At 54.5% G+C, this 15,063-nt stretch carries 12 protein-coding genes and 5 pseudogenes; 12 read left to right on the top strand and 5 right to left on the bottom strand.

Annotated elements, in window-relative coordinates; translation table 11 throughout:
- The first annotated feature begins 67 nt into the window (after positions 1–67).
- The 6 genes and pseudogenes from putA to A3OI_RS0105670 all read left to right on the top strand — a co-directional run bounded on the left by putA (position 68) and on the right by A3OI_RS0105670 (position 6,241).
- A pseudogene (putA, locus tag A3OI_RS19460) lies at positions 68–2,137 on the top strand (bifunctional proline dehydrogenase/L-glutamate gamma-semialdehyde dehydrogenase PutA).
- Positions 2,138–2,383: 246 nt separating this feature from the next.
- Positions 2,384–3,874 carry a sodium/proline symporter PutP gene (gene putP, locus A3OI_RS0105690; RefSeq protein ID WP_018403347.1) on the top strand — a complete coding sequence of 497 codons (1,491 nt, stop codon included), beginning with the start codon at positions 2,384–2,386 and terminating at the stop codon, positions 3,872–3,874.
- Positions 3,875–3,979: 105 nt separating this feature from the next.
- A pseudogene (locus A3OI_RS0105685) lies at positions 3,980–4,294 on the top strand (MBL fold metallo-hydrolase); the annotation flags it as partial.
- Positions 4,287–4,766, top strand: a pseudogene (gene pqqC / locus A3OI_RS19455) (pyrroloquinoline-quinone synthase PqqC); the annotation flags it as partial. The pseudogenes A3OI_RS0105685 and pqqC, both read left to right, overlap by 8 nt.
- A gap of 74 nt (positions 4,767–4,840) precedes the next feature.
- Positions 4,841–5,281, top strand: coding sequence for a response regulator (locus A3OI_RS0105675; RefSeq protein WP_228702909.1), 441 nt, complete (start codon positions 4,841–4,843; stop codon positions 5,279–5,281).
- Positions 5,282–5,491: 210 nt separating this feature from the next.
- Positions 5,492–6,241: a CLCA_X family protein gene (locus tag A3OI_RS0105670; RefSeq protein WP_018403343.1), complete on the top strand. Its 750-nt coding sequence runs from the start codon at positions 5,492–5,494 to the stop codon at positions 6,239–6,241.
- Between the two features lie 38 nt (positions 6,242–6,279).
- Here the strand turns inward: A3OI_RS0105670 and A3OI_RS0105665 are convergent, their stop codons facing one another.
- On the bottom strand, positions 6,280–6,630 hold the full coding sequence (locus tag A3OI_RS0105665) for a hypothetical protein (RefSeq protein WP_018403342.1): 351 nt from the start codon (positions 6,628–6,630) through the stop codon (positions 6,280–6,282).
- Between the two features lie 196 nt (positions 6,631–6,826).
- On the opposite strand from A3OI_RS0105665, the gene A3OI_RS0105660 reads away from it, so the two are divergent.
- Positions 6,827–7,117 (top strand): DUF6482 family protein, encoded by a 291-nt coding sequence (locus A3OI_RS0105660; RefSeq protein WP_018403341.1) that lies wholly within the window; start codon positions 6,827–6,829, stop codon positions 7,115–7,117.
- Between the two features lie 397 nt (positions 7,118–7,514).
- Here A3OI_RS0105660 and A3OI_RS0105650 read toward each other — a convergent pair whose 3' ends face one another.
- A complete protein-coding gene (locus A3OI_RS0105650; protein ID WP_018403339.1) occupies positions 7,515–9,701 on the bottom strand; it encodes a DNA topoisomerase III in 2,187 nt (728 codons plus the stop codon).
- A 181-nt stretch (positions 9,702–9,882) separates the two neighbouring features.
- Here A3OI_RS0105650 and A3OI_RS0105645 point away from each other — a divergent pair, with 181 nt between their 5' ends.
- Together A3OI_RS0105645 and A3OI_RS0105640 are read left to right on the top strand one after the other, a co-directional pair.
- The gene (locus A3OI_RS0105645; RefSeq protein WP_007349724.1) at positions 9,883–10,233 is read left to right on the top strand and encodes a BolA family protein; all 351 of its coding nucleotides are present in this window, start codon (positions 9,883–9,885) and stop codon (positions 10,231–10,233) included.
- Positions 10,230–10,850 (top strand): L-threonylcarbamoyladenylate synthase, encoded by a 621-nt coding sequence (locus tag A3OI_RS0105640; RefSeq protein WP_018403338.1) that lies wholly within the window; start codon positions 10,230–10,232, stop codon positions 10,848–10,850. The genes A3OI_RS0105645 and A3OI_RS0105640 overlap by 4 nt, the downstream gene beginning before the upstream one ends.
- Positions 10,851–10,862: 12 nt before the next feature.
- Here the strand turns inward: A3OI_RS0105640 and A3OI_RS22620 are convergent, their stop codons facing one another.
- Positions 10,863–11,015, bottom strand: coding sequence for a hypothetical protein (locus A3OI_RS22620; protein WP_018403337.1), 153 nt, complete (start codon positions 11,013–11,015; stop codon positions 10,863–10,865).
- Here A3OI_RS22620 and A3OI_RS23360 point away from each other — a divergent pair.
- Positions 10,999–11,825 (top strand): annotated as a pseudogene (locus tag A3OI_RS23360) (methyl-accepting chemotaxis protein); the annotation flags it as partial. The gene A3OI_RS22620 and the pseudogene A3OI_RS23360 overlap by 17 nt on opposite strands.
- An 8-nt stretch (positions 11,826–11,833) precedes the next feature.
- Here the strand turns inward: A3OI_RS23360 and A3OI_RS0105625 are convergent.
- Positions 11,834–12,916, bottom strand: a complete 1,083-nt coding sequence (locus tag A3OI_RS0105625) for a YeiH family protein (protein ID WP_018403335.1) — start codon at positions 12,914–12,916, stop codon at positions 11,834–11,836.
- A 98-nt stretch (positions 12,917–13,014) separates the two neighbouring features.
- On the opposite strand from A3OI_RS0105625, the gene A3OI_RS0105620 reads away from it, so the two are divergent.
- A complete protein-coding gene (locus A3OI_RS0105620) occupies positions 13,015–13,914 on the top strand; it encodes a LysR family transcriptional regulator (protein ID WP_228702904.1) in 900 nt (299 codons plus the stop codon).
- A 41-nt stretch (positions 13,915–13,955) separates the two neighbouring features.
- Here the strand turns inward: A3OI_RS0105620 and rnk are convergent, their stop codons facing one another.
- Positions 13,956–14,339 (bottom strand): nucleoside diphosphate kinase regulator, encoded by a 384-nt coding sequence (rnk, locus tag A3OI_RS0105615; protein WP_018403333.1) that lies wholly within the window; start codon positions 14,337–14,339, stop codon positions 13,956–13,958.
- A gap of 445 nt (positions 14,340–14,784) precedes the next feature.
- On the opposite strand from rnk, the pseudogene A3OI_RS19445 reads away from it, so the two are divergent.
- A pseudogene (locus A3OI_RS19445) lies at positions 14,785–15,063 on the top strand (RNA-guided endonuclease InsQ/TnpB family protein); the annotation flags it as partial.

Genomic DNA, 15,063 nt, shown 5'->3' with positions numbered 1-15,063 from the left:
GCGCTGACTGGAAAAACACGTTGGGCGCAGTGAATCGACACTGGTTAACGCCTCCACTTGGGGCCTGATGCTGACCGGCCGTGTGGTGAAGATGGACAAGCGCCTCGATGGTTCACCGTCGAACGTCTGGAATCGCTTGGTTAAACGCAGCGGCGAGCCGGTGATTCGCAGCGCCATGAACCAAGCCATGGCCATTATGGGCAAGCAGTTTGTATTGGGCCGTGACATCAACGAAGCCCTGAAACAGGCTCGTGATTACCGCAAGATGGGTTACAGCTATTCCTTCGACATGCTCGGCGAAGCCGCGATGACGCAAGATGATGCTGACCGCTACCTGAAAGATTATTTACAGGCGATTGAGGCGGTAGGCAACGATCCTTATCCGCAAAATAACGCCCCGCGGCCGTCGATTTCCATCAAGCTGTCAGCTCTGCACCCACAGCTTGCGAGTCATAACGCACACACGGTTGCGGCGGTTCTGGCTATGGCCAAGAAGCGCAATCGTAAAATTGAGTTCCAGCGCCTGCACGGTATGGGTGACGCCCTGTACAACAGCATTCTTCAAGAACACGACATTCCGGTTCGTATCTATGCCCCGGTGGGTGCCCATAAAGATCTACTGCCGTATCTGGTTCGCCGGTTGCTGGAAAATGGTGCCAACTCCTCGTTCGTACATCGCTTGGTCGATGCCGGTACGCCGATTGAAGACCTGGTGCAAAACCCGGTGCAGGAACTGCAGAAATACGACTCGCTGGCGAGCAGTCGCATTCCTGGGCCTATGGATATTTTTGGCGAGCGCCGCAGCGACGGCGATAAAACGGAAGTGCGCGCTCTGTGCCTTGAAAAGTTCGCGAACCTGATGGAAAAGCACATGGAAGAGCTGATGGCTCTGTGCTGCCAGGAAGCTGGAAAAACCATGCAGGACGGTATTGACGAAGTGCGTGAAGCCGTCGATTTCTGCCGCTACTACGCCAACGATGGCCGTGCCCGCTTTGCCAAAGCCATCGCACTGCCAGGGCCCACCGGCGAAAGTAACGAGCTGTACATGGAAGGCCGCGGCGTTTTCCTGTGCATCAGCCCCTGGAACTTTCCGCTGGCTATTTACACCGGCCAGATTATGGCTGCCCTGGTAGCGGGTAACACCGTGATTGCAAAACCCGCAGAGCAGACCAGCCTGGTGGCCATGCGGGGTATGGAGCTGATGCTGGAAGCCGGTTTCCCGGCCAATGTGCTGCAGTTCCTGCCGGGCGACGGCGCCAGACTCGGTAAAGTGCTGACGCCGGATTCGCGCATCGCCGGCGTCTGCTTTACCGGTTCGACCCAGGTTGCACGGGTGTTGAACCGCACGCTGGCGGAACGCACTGGTGCTATTGTGCCGTTGATTGCCGAAACCGGCGGCCAGAACGCGATGATTGTTGACAGCAGCGCCTTACCGGAACAGGTTGTGCGCGACGTGGTGCAGTCTGCGTTCGCCAGTGCGGGTCAGTGCTGTTCAGCATTGCGGGTTCTTTACGTTCAACAAGACGTAGCCGATCGCATGGAAACCCTTTTGGCGGGCGCTATGAATGAGCTGGTGGTCGGCAACCCGTAAAGCCACAGCACTGACGTGGGTCCGGTGATTGACCAGGAAGCTAAAGAGAATCTTGAGAAACACTTGGCCAATCTTGAAGCTAACGCTCGGTTTATTGGCCGTAGTGAGTTGCCAAGCGATTGTTCTACAGGTTATTTTGTAGCTCCGTCTGCCTACGGCATTAGCAGTATTAATGATTTGGATGGTGAGCATTTCGGTCCCATTTTGCACCTGGTGCGCTATGAGGCAGAACAGCTCGACAAGGTTATCGACGAAATCAACGCCACCGGTTACGGCCTCACGCTGGGTATTCACAGCCGCAGCGAGTCCACCGCCGCCTACATCGAACGCCGGGTAAAAGTGGGCAATTGCTACGTTAACCGTAATCAAATTGGTGCGGTGGTTGGGGTGCAACCATTTGGTGGGCGCGGGTTGTCTGGCACGGGCCCGAAAGCGGGTGGCCCACACTACGTGTTACGTTTCGCTACCGAACGTACTCGCACGATTAACACCACAGCGGTAGGCGGTAATGCATCATTGCTGTCGCTGGGTATTGAAAAGGTTTGAGGGGTGAGATGCTCTTAAGTCAGTAGGGAATGGAAAGAGCACGAAACGAAATGAAATTAAACGAAATGAAACGGTTGGGAGGCAGTAAGTGTTGTGATGTCGAGGCATACGTTGTAAGTAGTCGAGCTTTATCAGGCGAAAACAAAGAAAATTTAAAAAAACAAACGGTGCGACCATCTGAATTTACCGGGTGAATGCGCCGAACGGTCGGAGTTGATTCCGTCCTATTTGAACTGGAGGAGTTTCATGGCTATTGGCGTTTGGATCAGTCTAATTGGTTATTTTGCGCTCATGATTGCTATCGGCATTTATGCGATGCGCACATCTACGTCCTCATCCGAAGATTACATGTTGGGTGGGCGATCGCTTAGTCCAAAAGTGGCGGCCCTTTCGGCTGGCGCTTCGGACATGAGCGGATGGTTACTTCTGGGTCTTCCGGGTGCGTTGTACGTATCTGGTTTGGCCTCAGCCTGGATCGGTATTGGCCTGTTTGTGGGCGCGTTCGTCAACTGGACGCTAGTTGCGCCCCGACTGCGCGAACAAACGGTCCATTATGGTAATGCCATTACCATTCCGTCCTTTCTGGCAAATCGGTTCCCGACTCAGGCGCTGTCATTGCGCACAGTGTCGGCAATCGTCATCGTTATCTTCTTTGCCGTTTACACCGCGTCTGGCCTGGTTGCTGGCGGTAAGCTGTTCGAAAGTGCGTTTTCCGGAATCTTCAACTTCGGTGGCCTGGGCGACTACGCCGTGGGTATTATCATCACACTGGGCGTGGTACTGGTGTACACGGTTATTGGTGGTTTTCTAGCAGTGAGCATGACGGACTTTGTTCAGGGCGTCATCATGATGTTGGCGCTGGTTCTTATGCCGGCGGTTGTGCTGTTTGGTGAAGGCGGCGGCGGTTATGCGCAGGCGGCTCAGACCTTGAATGAAATCGACCCGACGCTCTTGTCCTGGACAGAGGGGCTGACCTTTATCGGATGGCTTTCTGCGGTTACCTGGGGCCTGGGTTATTTTGGTCAACCTCATATCATCGTGCGCTTTATGGCTATTCGTACCCTTAAAGAAGTTCCGGTTGCCCGTAACATCGGTATGGGCTGGATGGCGATTTCGCTGATTGGTGCCATCTCTCTGGGTATCTTTGGTCGGGCCTATGCGGTGCGCACCGGTATGGCGATTGATGATCCGGAAACCATCTTTATCATCTTGTCTGATCTGTTGTTCCACCCGCTGATTACGGGTTTCCTCTATGCTGCGCTGTTGGCTGCGGTTATGAGTACCATTTCCAGTCAGCTTCTGGTGTCCTCGTCTTCTTTGACGGAAGACTTCTATCGCCTGTTCCTGCGCAAAGACGCAACTGATCGCGAGTGCGTGAACGTTGGTCGTGTTTGTGTGGTTCTGGTTGGCCTGGTTGCCGCGTTTATTGCATCTGATCCCGACTCTCAGGTTTTGGGGCTGGTCAGTAACGCCTGGGCAGGCTTCGGTGCCGCGTTTGGTCCGCTGATTCTGCTGTCGCTGATGTGGTCGCGCACTAACGGTGCCGGTGCCATCGCTGGTCTGGTTGTGGGTGCGGTTACTGTTATGGTCTGGATTTCACTGGGCTGGGGTAGTGAGTTCATGGGGGGTCCGGGTGTTTACGCGATCATTCCTGGCTTTATCGCTTCCTGGATTGCGATCATGGCTGTAAGCAGCATGACGGCTGATACCGGTGAATATCAGCACATCGAACGGTAAACGAAGAAGATAGGGGACAGATTTGAAATCTGTCCCCGATTGGTGATGAAAGGGGCTCCTTCGGCTTGCCCGGCGCTGGCTGTTTTACTTCCGGAGCTTCTGCTTATGTATATTCAGGTTCTTGGTTCAGCGGCAGGCGGCGGTTTCCCCCAGTGGAACTGCAATTGTGCGAATTGCGACGGTTTGCGAAAAGGCATTGTTAACGCCCACGCACGCACCCAGTCATCCATCGCGGTTAGTGAAGACGGCGAACGCTGGATTCTCTTTAACGCCTCCCCCGATATTCGTGCCCAGCTGGCGTCGTTTCCTGCCATGCAGCCGGCGCGTGCGCTGCGCGACACCGGTATTGCAGCCGTACTGTTGATCGACAGCCAGGTGGACCACACAACCGGCCTGCTGACCCTGCGCGAAGGCCTACCGCTATTATTATCAGGTGATGATCCCGCGTAAAGACGCGACCATTATGGCCAATTGCCCCGACGCCAGCGTGCGCAAGCAATGGGTTCAGCGCATTCTTGACCACGATGGTCACGACGGTGATGTGGGCGGCATTGAAGCCTGGCTGTGCCTGGCGGAAGCCGTGGGGCTGACTCGGGAAGAAGTGATCGACCAGCGCCACGTGCTGCCCGGCGTGCGTTTTGCGGTCGACGCCTACCTGAACTTTGCCCGCCGCGCGACCTGGCAAGAAGCGGCCTGTTCTTCGCTGACTGAGCTGTTTGCGCCGGAAATCCACCAGTCCCGCCTGGACAGTTGGCCCCAGCACTACCCGTGGATTGACGAGGTCGGTTATAGCTATTTCCGCAAACGCCTGTCGGAAGCCCGTCGCGATGTGGAACATGGTCTGGCGATTACGCTGGAATATTTTACCAGCGCTGCCTTGCCACAGCGCGCGTTTGTTGCCCATCGATAGACGTGGTTTCGCGGCCGGGCAGAGGTTCGCGGTTTGCGCTGGTGCTGCCGGTGGACATGCAGTCAGCCCGTCGAGCCGCGTTGCCGGCCACTGAAATTGTGCCCAGCTTTGTTCACGGCTTCGCTGGCATTTGGGTAATGGTGATTGATAATGAGCCGGCCATACTTGCGAGTATGAAGCTGTTGCTGGAGCGCTGGGGCTGTTTGGTAATCGCCAGTCCTGACGAACATCAGGCTTTGGAGTACCTGCGGCAGACAAACAACGTTCCCGCGGCGCTGCTCGCCGATTACCACCTGGATGATAAAAAAACAGGCTGGCAGGCCATTTCAGCGATACGGAAGCTATTGGGCACGCCTGTGCCAGCGGCCCTGATTACCGCAGATCGGGGCGATGAACTGCGCACGCTGATGCGGGCGCAGGGGTTACCGATTTTAAACAAGCCGGTAAAACCCAACCGTTTGTGGGCATTGCTGACGAGTCTGTTGTCTGCGAAATAACGCAGTGCCCGTGCTGATTTGCGCCACGGGCTTCATGCGACGAACGAGCCGCTGCTATTCAGGCAGGGTGGTTTTGTACACAAGACCAAATTGGTAATTGAAAGTGACTTTGGTCGAACACGACCTTCACTGGTTTTTCGTTTGCAGATTTGACCCATCCGCAATTTCACTTCAGAATACTGTATAAATAAACAGTAATCGGTGAAAATCATGATGACCGCTACCGCGACATCTTTCGTCACGATCAGACGCCAGTTTGATTTTCGCAGTATTGAAGTCGGTCGTTGGGTTACGCCAGAAGAGCGTGATTTTGCGGCAGTGCGCTTCTACCAGGCGCTGTGCGATTTGATGACAATCCTCAAGAGTCCAGAGCTGCTGATTTCGTTACGGAGCACGCTTAGCCTCCAGTACGGCATTGGTGGGCGCCCTGGTGTGGCTGCACACTATATTCCGGCGACACGGCAACTGGCGCTGGCCAAAAATGCCGGCGCGGGTAGCCTGGCCCATGAGTGGTTTCATGCTTTCGACCACTATATGGGCAACAAGGCCTTCCACGACCCGGTCAAGCATGGCTTTGCGTCTGGTGCATGGCTTGACAGCAAAAAACAGAAACAACATCCATTAAACAAACGTTTGGGACACTGCTTTAGCACCATTTTACTGAACGAGAGCGGCACTGAACCCAGTGATCAGTTTCAGTGCTCGCAACAAGCAGATAAGAAACTGAAGGCGCTGTATTACGCTCGGCCGGAGGAGCTCTGCGCGCGGGCCTTTGAAGCCTTTGTTGAAGACAGCAGGCCCAGCAATAGTTTTCTGGTAAGTGGCACTGTTTATTCGGATGAGGCAAAGGCGGGGCTGTACCCAAGGGGCCAGCACAGAGAGGCTATCAACGAAGCGTTTGAAAACTACTTCCAGGCCTTGGGCAGAGCGTTATATCGGGAGCAGGTCCAAGCTGGATGAGAGCAGCAATCGGTCTAGTTGAGCCTGCCTCAGCTTTCTCAAGAAAGGCGTTTTGAGTTATCGATAGCACGTTTATGAAGGGGTTCAAGGATGCGCAAGCTGGTTGTCCACCAAGGCGTGTGGCCGCCGGATAGCATATCTAACCACGCCATTTGCACCTCTAGCCCTGTGTCCCAGAGCGCAGCGAGTTTTTCGGTGACCATGCGGCGGTTTTCCAAAATCATTTTTGGATTTAAGGGAGCGTGCGTCACCAGCATACCAACGCGTAAATTTATGGTTGACAGTGCGGCAGGTCCGGCGTCTATGAGAATGCCACCCAGCTTTCGAACATCGGACCTAGCGTCGGATGTTATCGGAATTATTGCGGATAGGCGATTATGTTTAGACATTGTGCTTTCCAGAAATGAATGATTGGGAATGCGGCTGTTAATCGCTCGAAAACTAAAGCCAATCATCAAGTTTACGACAATGGTTACTCAACCGATTGCTTAGATTAGCATGCTATCACTATTATCAGGCTGCCGAATGATCTGCACATCACAACTTGGCGTAAGATTTAAAACACCTAATGCGAGAATAAATCCAATGCACATGACACTTAGCGATTTGAAATCCCGCAAGCACGAACCCATCAGCCTGGTAAAGATCGTGTCCATGGAGGGTCGGTATTACATGGTCCGCTTTGACAAGGGGGGCTCGGGCTATGTTCTGGTGAATGATCAGGACAAAGTGATGTTGTTTTCAGGTGCCAGCGCAGCACGTGAAGCAATGCGTGATTTTATTGTGTCGGATTTTGACTTGATTCCGCCGACCGGAACTGACGAAATGATCGGTATGCCGGATTCCAGCTCCGAGCCTATGCGGGCTCAGTTTTAGCGAATTGCCAAATTGTCTTCGTCATTTTTTTGGTTTCTTTGGCTACAGCCAACAATGATGACAATTTGGCCGTATTTTTTAAGGACTGCCTAACATCATATATACACTATTTTTTTTATAATGTAATCGAATGACGGAAAAGTGGTGCATAAGGTGAAAAAGCGGATCAGCAGTGTACTTTGTTGTAATGTTTAGCCAGTCTCGGGTCACCGCGTCCGCAAATAATGCCCTGTACATGCTGGGATTGCTCCGGCTCATCCTCAAGCAGCGCAATGCGCATCTGGCTCTCCTGCAACAAGTAAGTGGCTGTTCAGCGTGCGGTCGTCCGGCTTTATTTGTTCTAACGCTCGTGAGCTCTACATCAGTGTCGCAAAATCCGGCATCGGGTTCCATTTCATTATATAACCGTTTTTGCCGGCAGGTCGGGTTTCCCGTTTAAATCGTTCACTGTTTGACGGCAGGCAGGGAAAGAACTGCAGCCCCAAAACCAACCTTTTTTACTTTTGCGCCTGACCAGGGGCGAAAAACAGAATGGGCAGGGAACCGGTTTTTGGCTGCTACCATCTTCCGGGCTGTGGTCTTCCAACGGGCGGGTGCCTTTGCAACCCGGGTAGCGGCTGCAGGCGTAAAAGGCACCGAATTTGCCCTTGCGCTCAACCATGCCGGCGCGGCACTTGGGGCAATGCGGGGCATCCGGGTTGGTTGCTACCTCGGCCGCGTCAGGAGCTAGGGGTGCCGGGCAACCAACAAATCCCTGAATTTCTTGTTTCAGGGAATCCAGAAACTGTTGCGGCTGCGCTTCGCCGCGCTGAATAGCTTCCAATGTGGCTTCCCAAACGGCGGTGCGGTCGGGTTTGCTGACAGAGTCTGGCAGCGCGTTTATCAAGCTTTTACCCTTATCGCTGGCGCGGATGTGGCGGCCATCGCGAAACAGGTAGTCGCGTTTGAACAGGGTTTCCAGAATAGCGGCGCGGGTAGCTTCGGTGCCCAGTCCATCCGTCTCGCGCAGCGTTTTTCGCAGTTCCGGGTCGTCAACAAAGCGCGCGATGTTGGTCATTGCTGCCAGCAGCGTCGCGTCAGTAAAGTGTTTGGGGGGTTGGGTTTGTTGCTGCAACACCTGGGTGCCGTCGCACAGCACCGGATCGCCGGTGCCCAGCCGAGGCAGTGCGGGTTTTTCGGGTTTGGCTTTGGCGTCGCGCAATTTCAGTTCAAGCGCTTTCCAGCCGGGCTGTAAAACAGCGGTTTCTGAGGTGCGGAACAGGTGGTCGCCTAACTTTACTCCCAATTTGCCCTCGCGATGGATGGCATCTGCTGCAAATTGCATCAAGTAGTAGCGGCTGATCAAATTGTAGATCTGGGCTTCTTTTCCAGACAGCGCACCACCCGCGCTACTCCGGCTAGTGGGAATAATGGCGTGGTGGGCGTCCACTTTTTTGTCATTCCAGGCTGCGGTTTTTCGTTGCAAATCGGCTGTGTTGCAGGCTTCGGCAAGGTTGATATCGACCTTGCCGACAGCGCTTATAACCTGCTGGCGTTGATTGTAATGTTCCAGCGGTAGGTAACGGCTGTCAGACCGTGGGTAGGTAATGAGTTGGTGGCGTTCGTACAGGCTCTGCGCGGTATCCAGCACTTCTTTGGCGGCCATGCGGAACAATCGACCGGCTTCGATTTGCAACGCCGAAAGCGACAGGGGCAGTGGTGGCGGTTCTGAGCGGTCGCGAAAGCGGGATTCGCAGATTTTGCCGGGCCTCCCTTCAACCGCGGCGGCGACCTGTTCCGCCGCGCTGCGGTCCAGCAAGCGGTTTTCGCTGTCCAGCAGGTGCTGGTAATCTTCACCTGGCACCCAGCGTGCGCTAAAAGTGCGGGTGTCAGAGTCTTCTTCCATGCCGTGGAAACGGGCTTCCAGCGGGAAAAAGTCCTGGGGCTGAAACTGTTTAATGTGCTGGTCGCGCTTAACCACCAGGCCCAGTACCGGGGTTTGCACCCGGCCAACGGAGTAAACGCCCTGCTGGCCTTGTTGTTGGCCTTTTGTTTGATAGAGCAGAGTGTAAAAGCGGGTCAGGTTCAAGCCGTAGAGCCAGTCTGCGCGCTGGCGTGCCAGGGCCGAATCCGACAGCCGAAGGAAGTCACGGTTATCGCGGGTCTGTTTGAGTGCTTTTGCTACCGCAGCCGGGGTTAAATCGTTAATCAGCAGGCGCCTTACGGGTGCATCCGTGCCCACATAGCGAATCACCTCGTCTACCAGCAGCTGGCCTTCCCGGTCCGGGTCGCCGGCGTGGGTAATTTCGCTGGCTTTGCGAATCAGCGATTGCAGTACTTTAAGCTGGGCGGCAACGCCGGTTTTCGGAGTGAGCTGCCACTTTTCCGGGAACATCGGCAGCTGGTCGGCGCGCCAGTTTTTCCAGGCCGGGTTATAGCTGGCGGGTTCGGCGGGCTCCAGCAAATGGCCGATACACCAGCTGACCGTAACCGCACTGCTGCCACTGCCGCAGCGAATCCAGCCCTGGCCTTTTTGTTGGGGCTGGGGCAGGGCAGCGGCGATGGCGCGGCCAAGGCTGGGTTTTTCGGCGATATAAAGGTGCATGGTGTTCCCGTTTGGCCTAAAACTGACGTGGAGTGCGAATTTAAGATCGAATTTAAGAGTGGCCCGCTACCCGTGTTCGCTGCGAATGTGGCGGTTCGCCGCAACGCTGTCAAGGTTGTCGGGTTTAGCGATTGATATATAGTAGACTGTTGATAGACACGCAACGAAAAGTGAGTGAGTGATGGACGTGCAGAAAACAATCGAGGCTAAGTTGCGCCAGGCTTTTGATGCCCAGGTGATGATGATCGAGAACGAAAGCCACAAGCACAACGTGCCGCCCAATTCGGAAACCCATTTCAAGGTGACCCTGGTATCACCGGCATTTGTGGGGCAATCAAAGGTGAAGCGCCACCAGGCGATCTATCAAGTGCTGGCTGCAGAGCTGGCCGCTGGTGTGCATGCGTTGGCTATGCACCCTTTCACGCCTGAGGAATGGGCTGCGCAAAATCAATCCACACCCGATTCCCCAAACTGCCTGGGCGGCTCAAAAAACGACCCCGGGGCAAGCTTCAACAAGAGGGCTGATTCATGAGTCAGTTTTTTCAGATTCATCCGGATAATCCGCAAAAGCGCCTTATTAATCAGGCGGTGGATATTCTTCGCAAAGGCGGCGTTATTGCGTACCCGACCGACTCGGGCTATGCGTTAGGCTGCCATTTGGGTGATAAATCTGCTTCTGATCGTATAAAACGCATTCGCAAGCTGGACGACAAGCACAACTTCACCTTGGTTTGCAGGGATTTGTCAGACATTGGCACTTACGCCAAGGTCGACAACACCACCTACCGAATGCTGAAAACCTACACGCCCGGTGCTTACACCTTCATTCTGGACGCCACTAGCGAAGTGCCACGGCGTTTGTTGCACCCCAAGCGCCGCACCATTGGCGTACGTGTTCCTGACAACGCGGTTGTGCAGGCACTTTTGGGAGAATTGGGCGAACCCATTATGAGCAGCACGTTGATACTGCCCGGCGAAACCGAGCCAATGACCGATCCGGAAGACATTCGGGATGTGCTTGAGCACGAGCTGGACTTGATTATTGACGGTGGTTTCTGCGGCATGGAAGCCACCACGGTGGTTAATTTCACCAGTGGCAGTCCGGAAGTGACACGGGTAGGCAAGGGCGACCCGTCGCCGTTTGAGTAAGTTTATTCCACATCAGGCCCTAGCGTTGAAGCTCAACGCGTAATCCCGGGCTGTGTTGGCAGGGACCACTGACACGGCTCCGGCGTTGCGGCGCAGCGAGTCGTAGCGGTGCACCAGGTCTTGCAGACCGTTGAACTGCTGGTTTTCGCTGACCAGCGCGGGCATTCAGGCGGTCCTCTTATTGGGGGTATTTGCGATTACCGCATGGGTGTTGGGACACTTGGTGTTTTCGCGCTTGCGCCGCTTGGGTGACCGCATGGATGAAATATCCCGTAACTCGGATCTGACCCTTGAGCTGGATGTGGTGCGCAACGATGAAATTGGCTTGGTGTCCCACGCGACAACACCGACCAGGTGGCCAGTGCGACCACGGAAATGGCGGCATCAGCGCTGCAGGTGCGGGAAAATGCCATCACCACCACGCGAAAATCGGCGGCTACGGCCGAAGCGGCCGGGCTGGGCGAGGAGCTGGCGCAAAGTGCGGTCGGCGGCATTGAGGCGTTAAATGCCGAGGTTCAAAACGGTGCCCAGCGTATCGAAGCTCTGAATCAGCGCACTGCAAAAATGACAACGATGCTGGAGACCATTTCCAATATTGCCGATCAAACCAATCTGCTGGCGCTAAACGCCGCCATCGAGGCAGCTCGAGCTGGCGAAGCCGGCCGCGGATTCTCCGTGGTTGCCGATGAAGTGCGGGCTCTGGCGTCGCGCACTCAAGTGTCTACGGCTGACATTCGCGACACGATTAACGGCCTGAAAGAAGAGGTAACGGGTTGTTTATCGACCATGCGCGGTGCGTCAGACCGCGCCAGCCAGCAGGTAGAGGCCATTTTGAAGGTACAGGCCGAGCTGAAAATCATCGCCCAGGCTACCCGCGAAATTACCAGCCTGAACCAAGGAATGGAAAGCGCAGCTAACGAACAAAGCAACGTGTCTGATGCTATCAACCAGAACGTGATTGAAATCAGCCGGTCAGAGATGGCTTAGCCGATCAGCAAACGGTTTAGGATATAGCCGCCAACGGTCAGGAAGGCAAACAGGCAGCCCGCCAGTATCAGCGGGCGAAGCCCGGCACGGCGTATCGCAGATACCTGTGTGCTCAAGCCCAGTGCGGTCATCGCCATGGATAGCAGGAACAGGTCGATATGGCGAATGGCGTTAGTGGCCATGGCGGGCATGGCAATCACAGAGTTAACCGCAGCCGCCACCAGGAACAGAACCGCAAACCAGGGAATGACCAGCTTCTGCCGTTGTTTTTTGCCAGCGCCGGCGTTTGTTTTACGATTTGGCAGGCGTACGTTGGCCAGAATAAGCAGGAACGGCGCCAGCATCATTACCCGTACCATTTTTTCTATGATGGCGCTGTTAGCCGCTTCAGTGCTGATTGCCTGGCCTGCAGCAACCACCTGCGCAACCTCATGAATGGTAGAGCCCACGTAAATACCATACTGGTGTTCTGTCATACCCAGTAGCGGATACATCAATGGGTAAAGAAACATGCTGATGGTGCCAAAAATCACCACCGTTGCGACGGCGACGGATACCTGATCGCTTCTGCCTTTTACCACGGGCTCGGTCGCCAAAACCGCCGCCGCACCACAAATAGAAGCGCCTGCGCCGATTAAAATGGTCGTTTCTTTTTCCATCTTCATCCAGCGCCGGCCAATCAACTGCGCCAGCGCAAAGGTAGAGGCAATCATTGTGGCGTCCAATAACACACCGTTAACGCCAACCGCGCTGATTTGCTGAAAAGTGATACCAAAGCCGTAAAGAATAATGCCAAGCCTTAGCAACAAGCCCTTTGCCAAAAATATGCCACCGGCCAGAATAGCGGGTTGATTGCGCAGAACCGTATTGCCCGCCACAATGCCGAGAACAATCGCCAGCGTAAGCGGGCCCATGCTCATACTCTGAAACCAGGATTGTTGGGCCAGAAAAAACGCGGTGCCCGCCAGTGCGGCTACCAGCGCAAGGCCCGGCACAATCTGCTTTTGGGGGGGGTCTGTTGTTGTACCTTTTGTGTCTGTTGTGTCTGCTGTTGCTGCGTGTTGCTCTGCAGTATTCACCTGCGTTCTCCGAATAGCGCTGAGATGGCACTATTTTACGCCCACGTTATGACGTGATCGAATATGCTCTTATTAAACGCTTATAAGCTGAGGTTATAGTGTTGAATCTGCATCTGATGAGGATTTTTTATACGGTGGTGCAGGAAGGCAGTTTTTCCGGCGCGGCGACTGTTTTGCACATCAGCCAGCCTGCGGTATCTCAGGGCGTGCGTCAGCTGGAAAGTCAGCTGGGGCTGACGCTGGTCGATCGTGTTCAGTCGCGCAAAAGCCAGCATGGCCAAAAACTTCAACTGACCGCCGGTGGTAGCGCGGTATTTGATCATGCTCGCGGTATTTTTGCGTTGGAAAAAGCCGCCGTGGATGACATAGAAGCCCGGGTAGGCGCACACATTGGCAACCTGACACTGGGCGCTAGCACCACCGTGGCCGGTTATTGGCTGCCGGCGGCGATTGCCGGATTTGCGCGCCGATATCCGGGTATTAAAGTGAACGTGCGCGTAGCAAACACCCGGGTAATCAGTGAATGGCTGTTGGATTGCCAGTTGGATCTGGCGATCGTTGAAGGCGATGTGGAGGACCCCTGGATTGAAAGCCGCCATTGGCGTAACGAAGGCTTATTGCTGGTGGCAGGAACGGAGTGGACGCAGGGCGAAGGCGTCTTGGAGCGACTGAACAGTGGCTGCTGGGTTCAACGGGAAGTGGGGTCTGGAACGCGCTCGGTGTGCGATCGCCTACTTGTCAGCTTGGGCGTTGTACCGAAAACCACCTTGCAGATAGCGTCAAACGAGGGTATTGCCCGGTGCGTTACCAACGGTATGGGTTTTGCGCTCTTGCCCAGGGTGGTCATCAGCGAATTGCTGGAGCTAGAACGGTTACAGGAAGTGGCGCTACCCGGTGCTGAACAGTTGAGCCGGTCACTGTGTGAATTACGATTCCGTGACCGCCCTTTGTCGCCATCGGCCCAAGCGTTTGCTGACATCTTGCACAACAAAGCCTAGGCGATAAGCGGGGGCGCCGGTTACTAAGGCGCGGGGCAGGCTTATTTCTGGCGCTGGACCGAAATGATTTTCAGGTGCAGGTTTTTGCGACCGCGCACAGGCCATTCGATGGATTCGCCCACGCTCAAACCCAGCAACGCCGAGCCAGCCGGGGCCAGAATGGATATTTTACCTTCGCCGTCGCCCATTTCGTGGGGGTAGACCAAGGTTAACTGATGCTCTTTTTTGCTGTCTTCGTCTTGAAAACGCACAGCCGTGTTCATGGTAACCACTGTGTCGGGCATATCTGCCAGCGGCACCAGGGTTGAACGGCTGAGCTCTTCATCCAGCGCCGCAGCGGTTTCTGAGTCACCCTGTTTTTCAATCATGCTAGACAGGCGGTTAAAATCTTCTTCAGCAACCAGAATCGCTGGCAATTCGGACATCGTAATCTCCAGAAAATAAAAAGTGTAAAGCAATGCAGAGATAAAACGCCGAACCCGGCGTTAAAAAAGCGGATTCAGCGAACAGTAAGAAGCGCAAAACACACCCTACACATCAGCCTGGCGGAAGATGCGAAAGTACGAATAGTTAAACTTTAGAAAGAATTTGCTCCCAATAGGGCCTTTTGTGCGGGAAAACAGTGAAATATTGGCCTAGAAAGGCTTTCAGTCAATCTATAACCTTTTGCCAACTTCCACAAGCCTTGCACGGTTGAATTTGTGACTGGTTTTTGTGGGGAAATCGATATTTTATCAACGTAGTCGCGAAATACCCCATCCAATTGATTCAAGTGGAGCGGGAGCGACTTCCCTAACATTTGGGTGGGGATGGATAGCGTGACCTCGACAGAGGTCTTGTCTTAGCAAAAGCGCTGTGATTATATACAGTATGACTGAGTTCACCAAAACCCTCAAAGTCCGAGTTCGGGACAAACACGCTAATGTGCTGCGCCGTCAGGCCGCGGCTGTTAACAGTGTGTGGAATTTTGTGAATGAACTCAGTCATCGCAGCATTCGGGAGAGAGGACAGTTTCTGTCGGCCTTCGATCTTCATCCTTATACCAAGGGTGCCGGCAAGCTTCTAGGCCTTCACAGCCAAACACTTCAGGTCGTTGCCCAGGAATACGTCACACGCCGCAAGCAGTTCCGAAAATCCAAACTCGCGTGG

It is taken from the genome of Marinobacter gelidimuriae (genome assembly GCF_000372805.1).
Taxonomy (GTDB): Bacteria; Pseudomonadota; Gammaproteobacteria; order Pseudomonadales; family Oleiphilaceae; genus Marinobacter; species Marinobacter gelidimuriae.
Note: the sequence above shows the minus strand (reverse complement) of the source record. Positions and strands in the feature narration are given on the sequence as shown.

What these genes read in the sequence shown, in the direction of transcription:
- putP (WP_018403347.1), top strand. Translation starts at nt 2,384, where the DNA reads ATGGCTATTGGCGTTTGGATCAGTCTAATTGGTTATTTTGCGCTCATG.
- A3OI_RS0105675 (WP_228702909.1), top strand. Translation starts at nt 4,841, where the DNA reads ATGCAGTCAGCCCGTCGAGCCGCGTTGCCGGCCACTGAAATTGTGCCC.
- A3OI_RS0105670 (WP_018403343.1), top strand. Translation starts at nt 5,492, where the DNA reads ATGATGACCGCTACCGCGACATCTTTCGTCACGATCAGACGCCAGTTT.
- A3OI_RS0105665 (WP_018403342.1), bottom strand. Translation starts at nt 6,630, where the DNA reads ATGTCTAAACATAATCGCCTATCCGCAATAATTCCGATAACATCCGAC.
- A3OI_RS0105660 (WP_018403341.1), top strand. Translation starts at nt 6,827, where the DNA reads ATGCACATGACACTTAGCGATTTGAAATCCCGCAAGCACGAACCCATC.
- A3OI_RS0105650 (WP_018403339.1), bottom strand. Translation starts at nt 9,701, where the DNA reads ATGCACCTTTATATCGCCGAAAAACCCAGCCTTGGCCGCGCCATCGCC.
- A3OI_RS0105645 (WP_007349724.1), top strand. Translation starts at nt 9,883, where the DNA reads ATGGACGTGCAGAAAACAATCGAGGCTAAGTTGCGCCAGGCTTTTGAT.
- A3OI_RS0105640 (WP_018403338.1), top strand. Translation starts at nt 10,230, where the DNA reads ATGAGTCAGTTTTTTCAGATTCATCCGGATAATCCGCAAAAGCGCCTT.
- A3OI_RS22620 (WP_018403337.1), bottom strand. Translation starts at nt 11,015, where the DNA reads ATGCCCGCGCTGGTCAGCGAAAACCAGCAGTTCAACGGTCTGCAAGAC.
- rnk (WP_018403333.1), bottom strand. Translation starts at nt 14,339, where the DNA reads ATGTCCGAATTGCCAGCGATTCTGGTTGCTGAAGAAGATTTTAACCGC.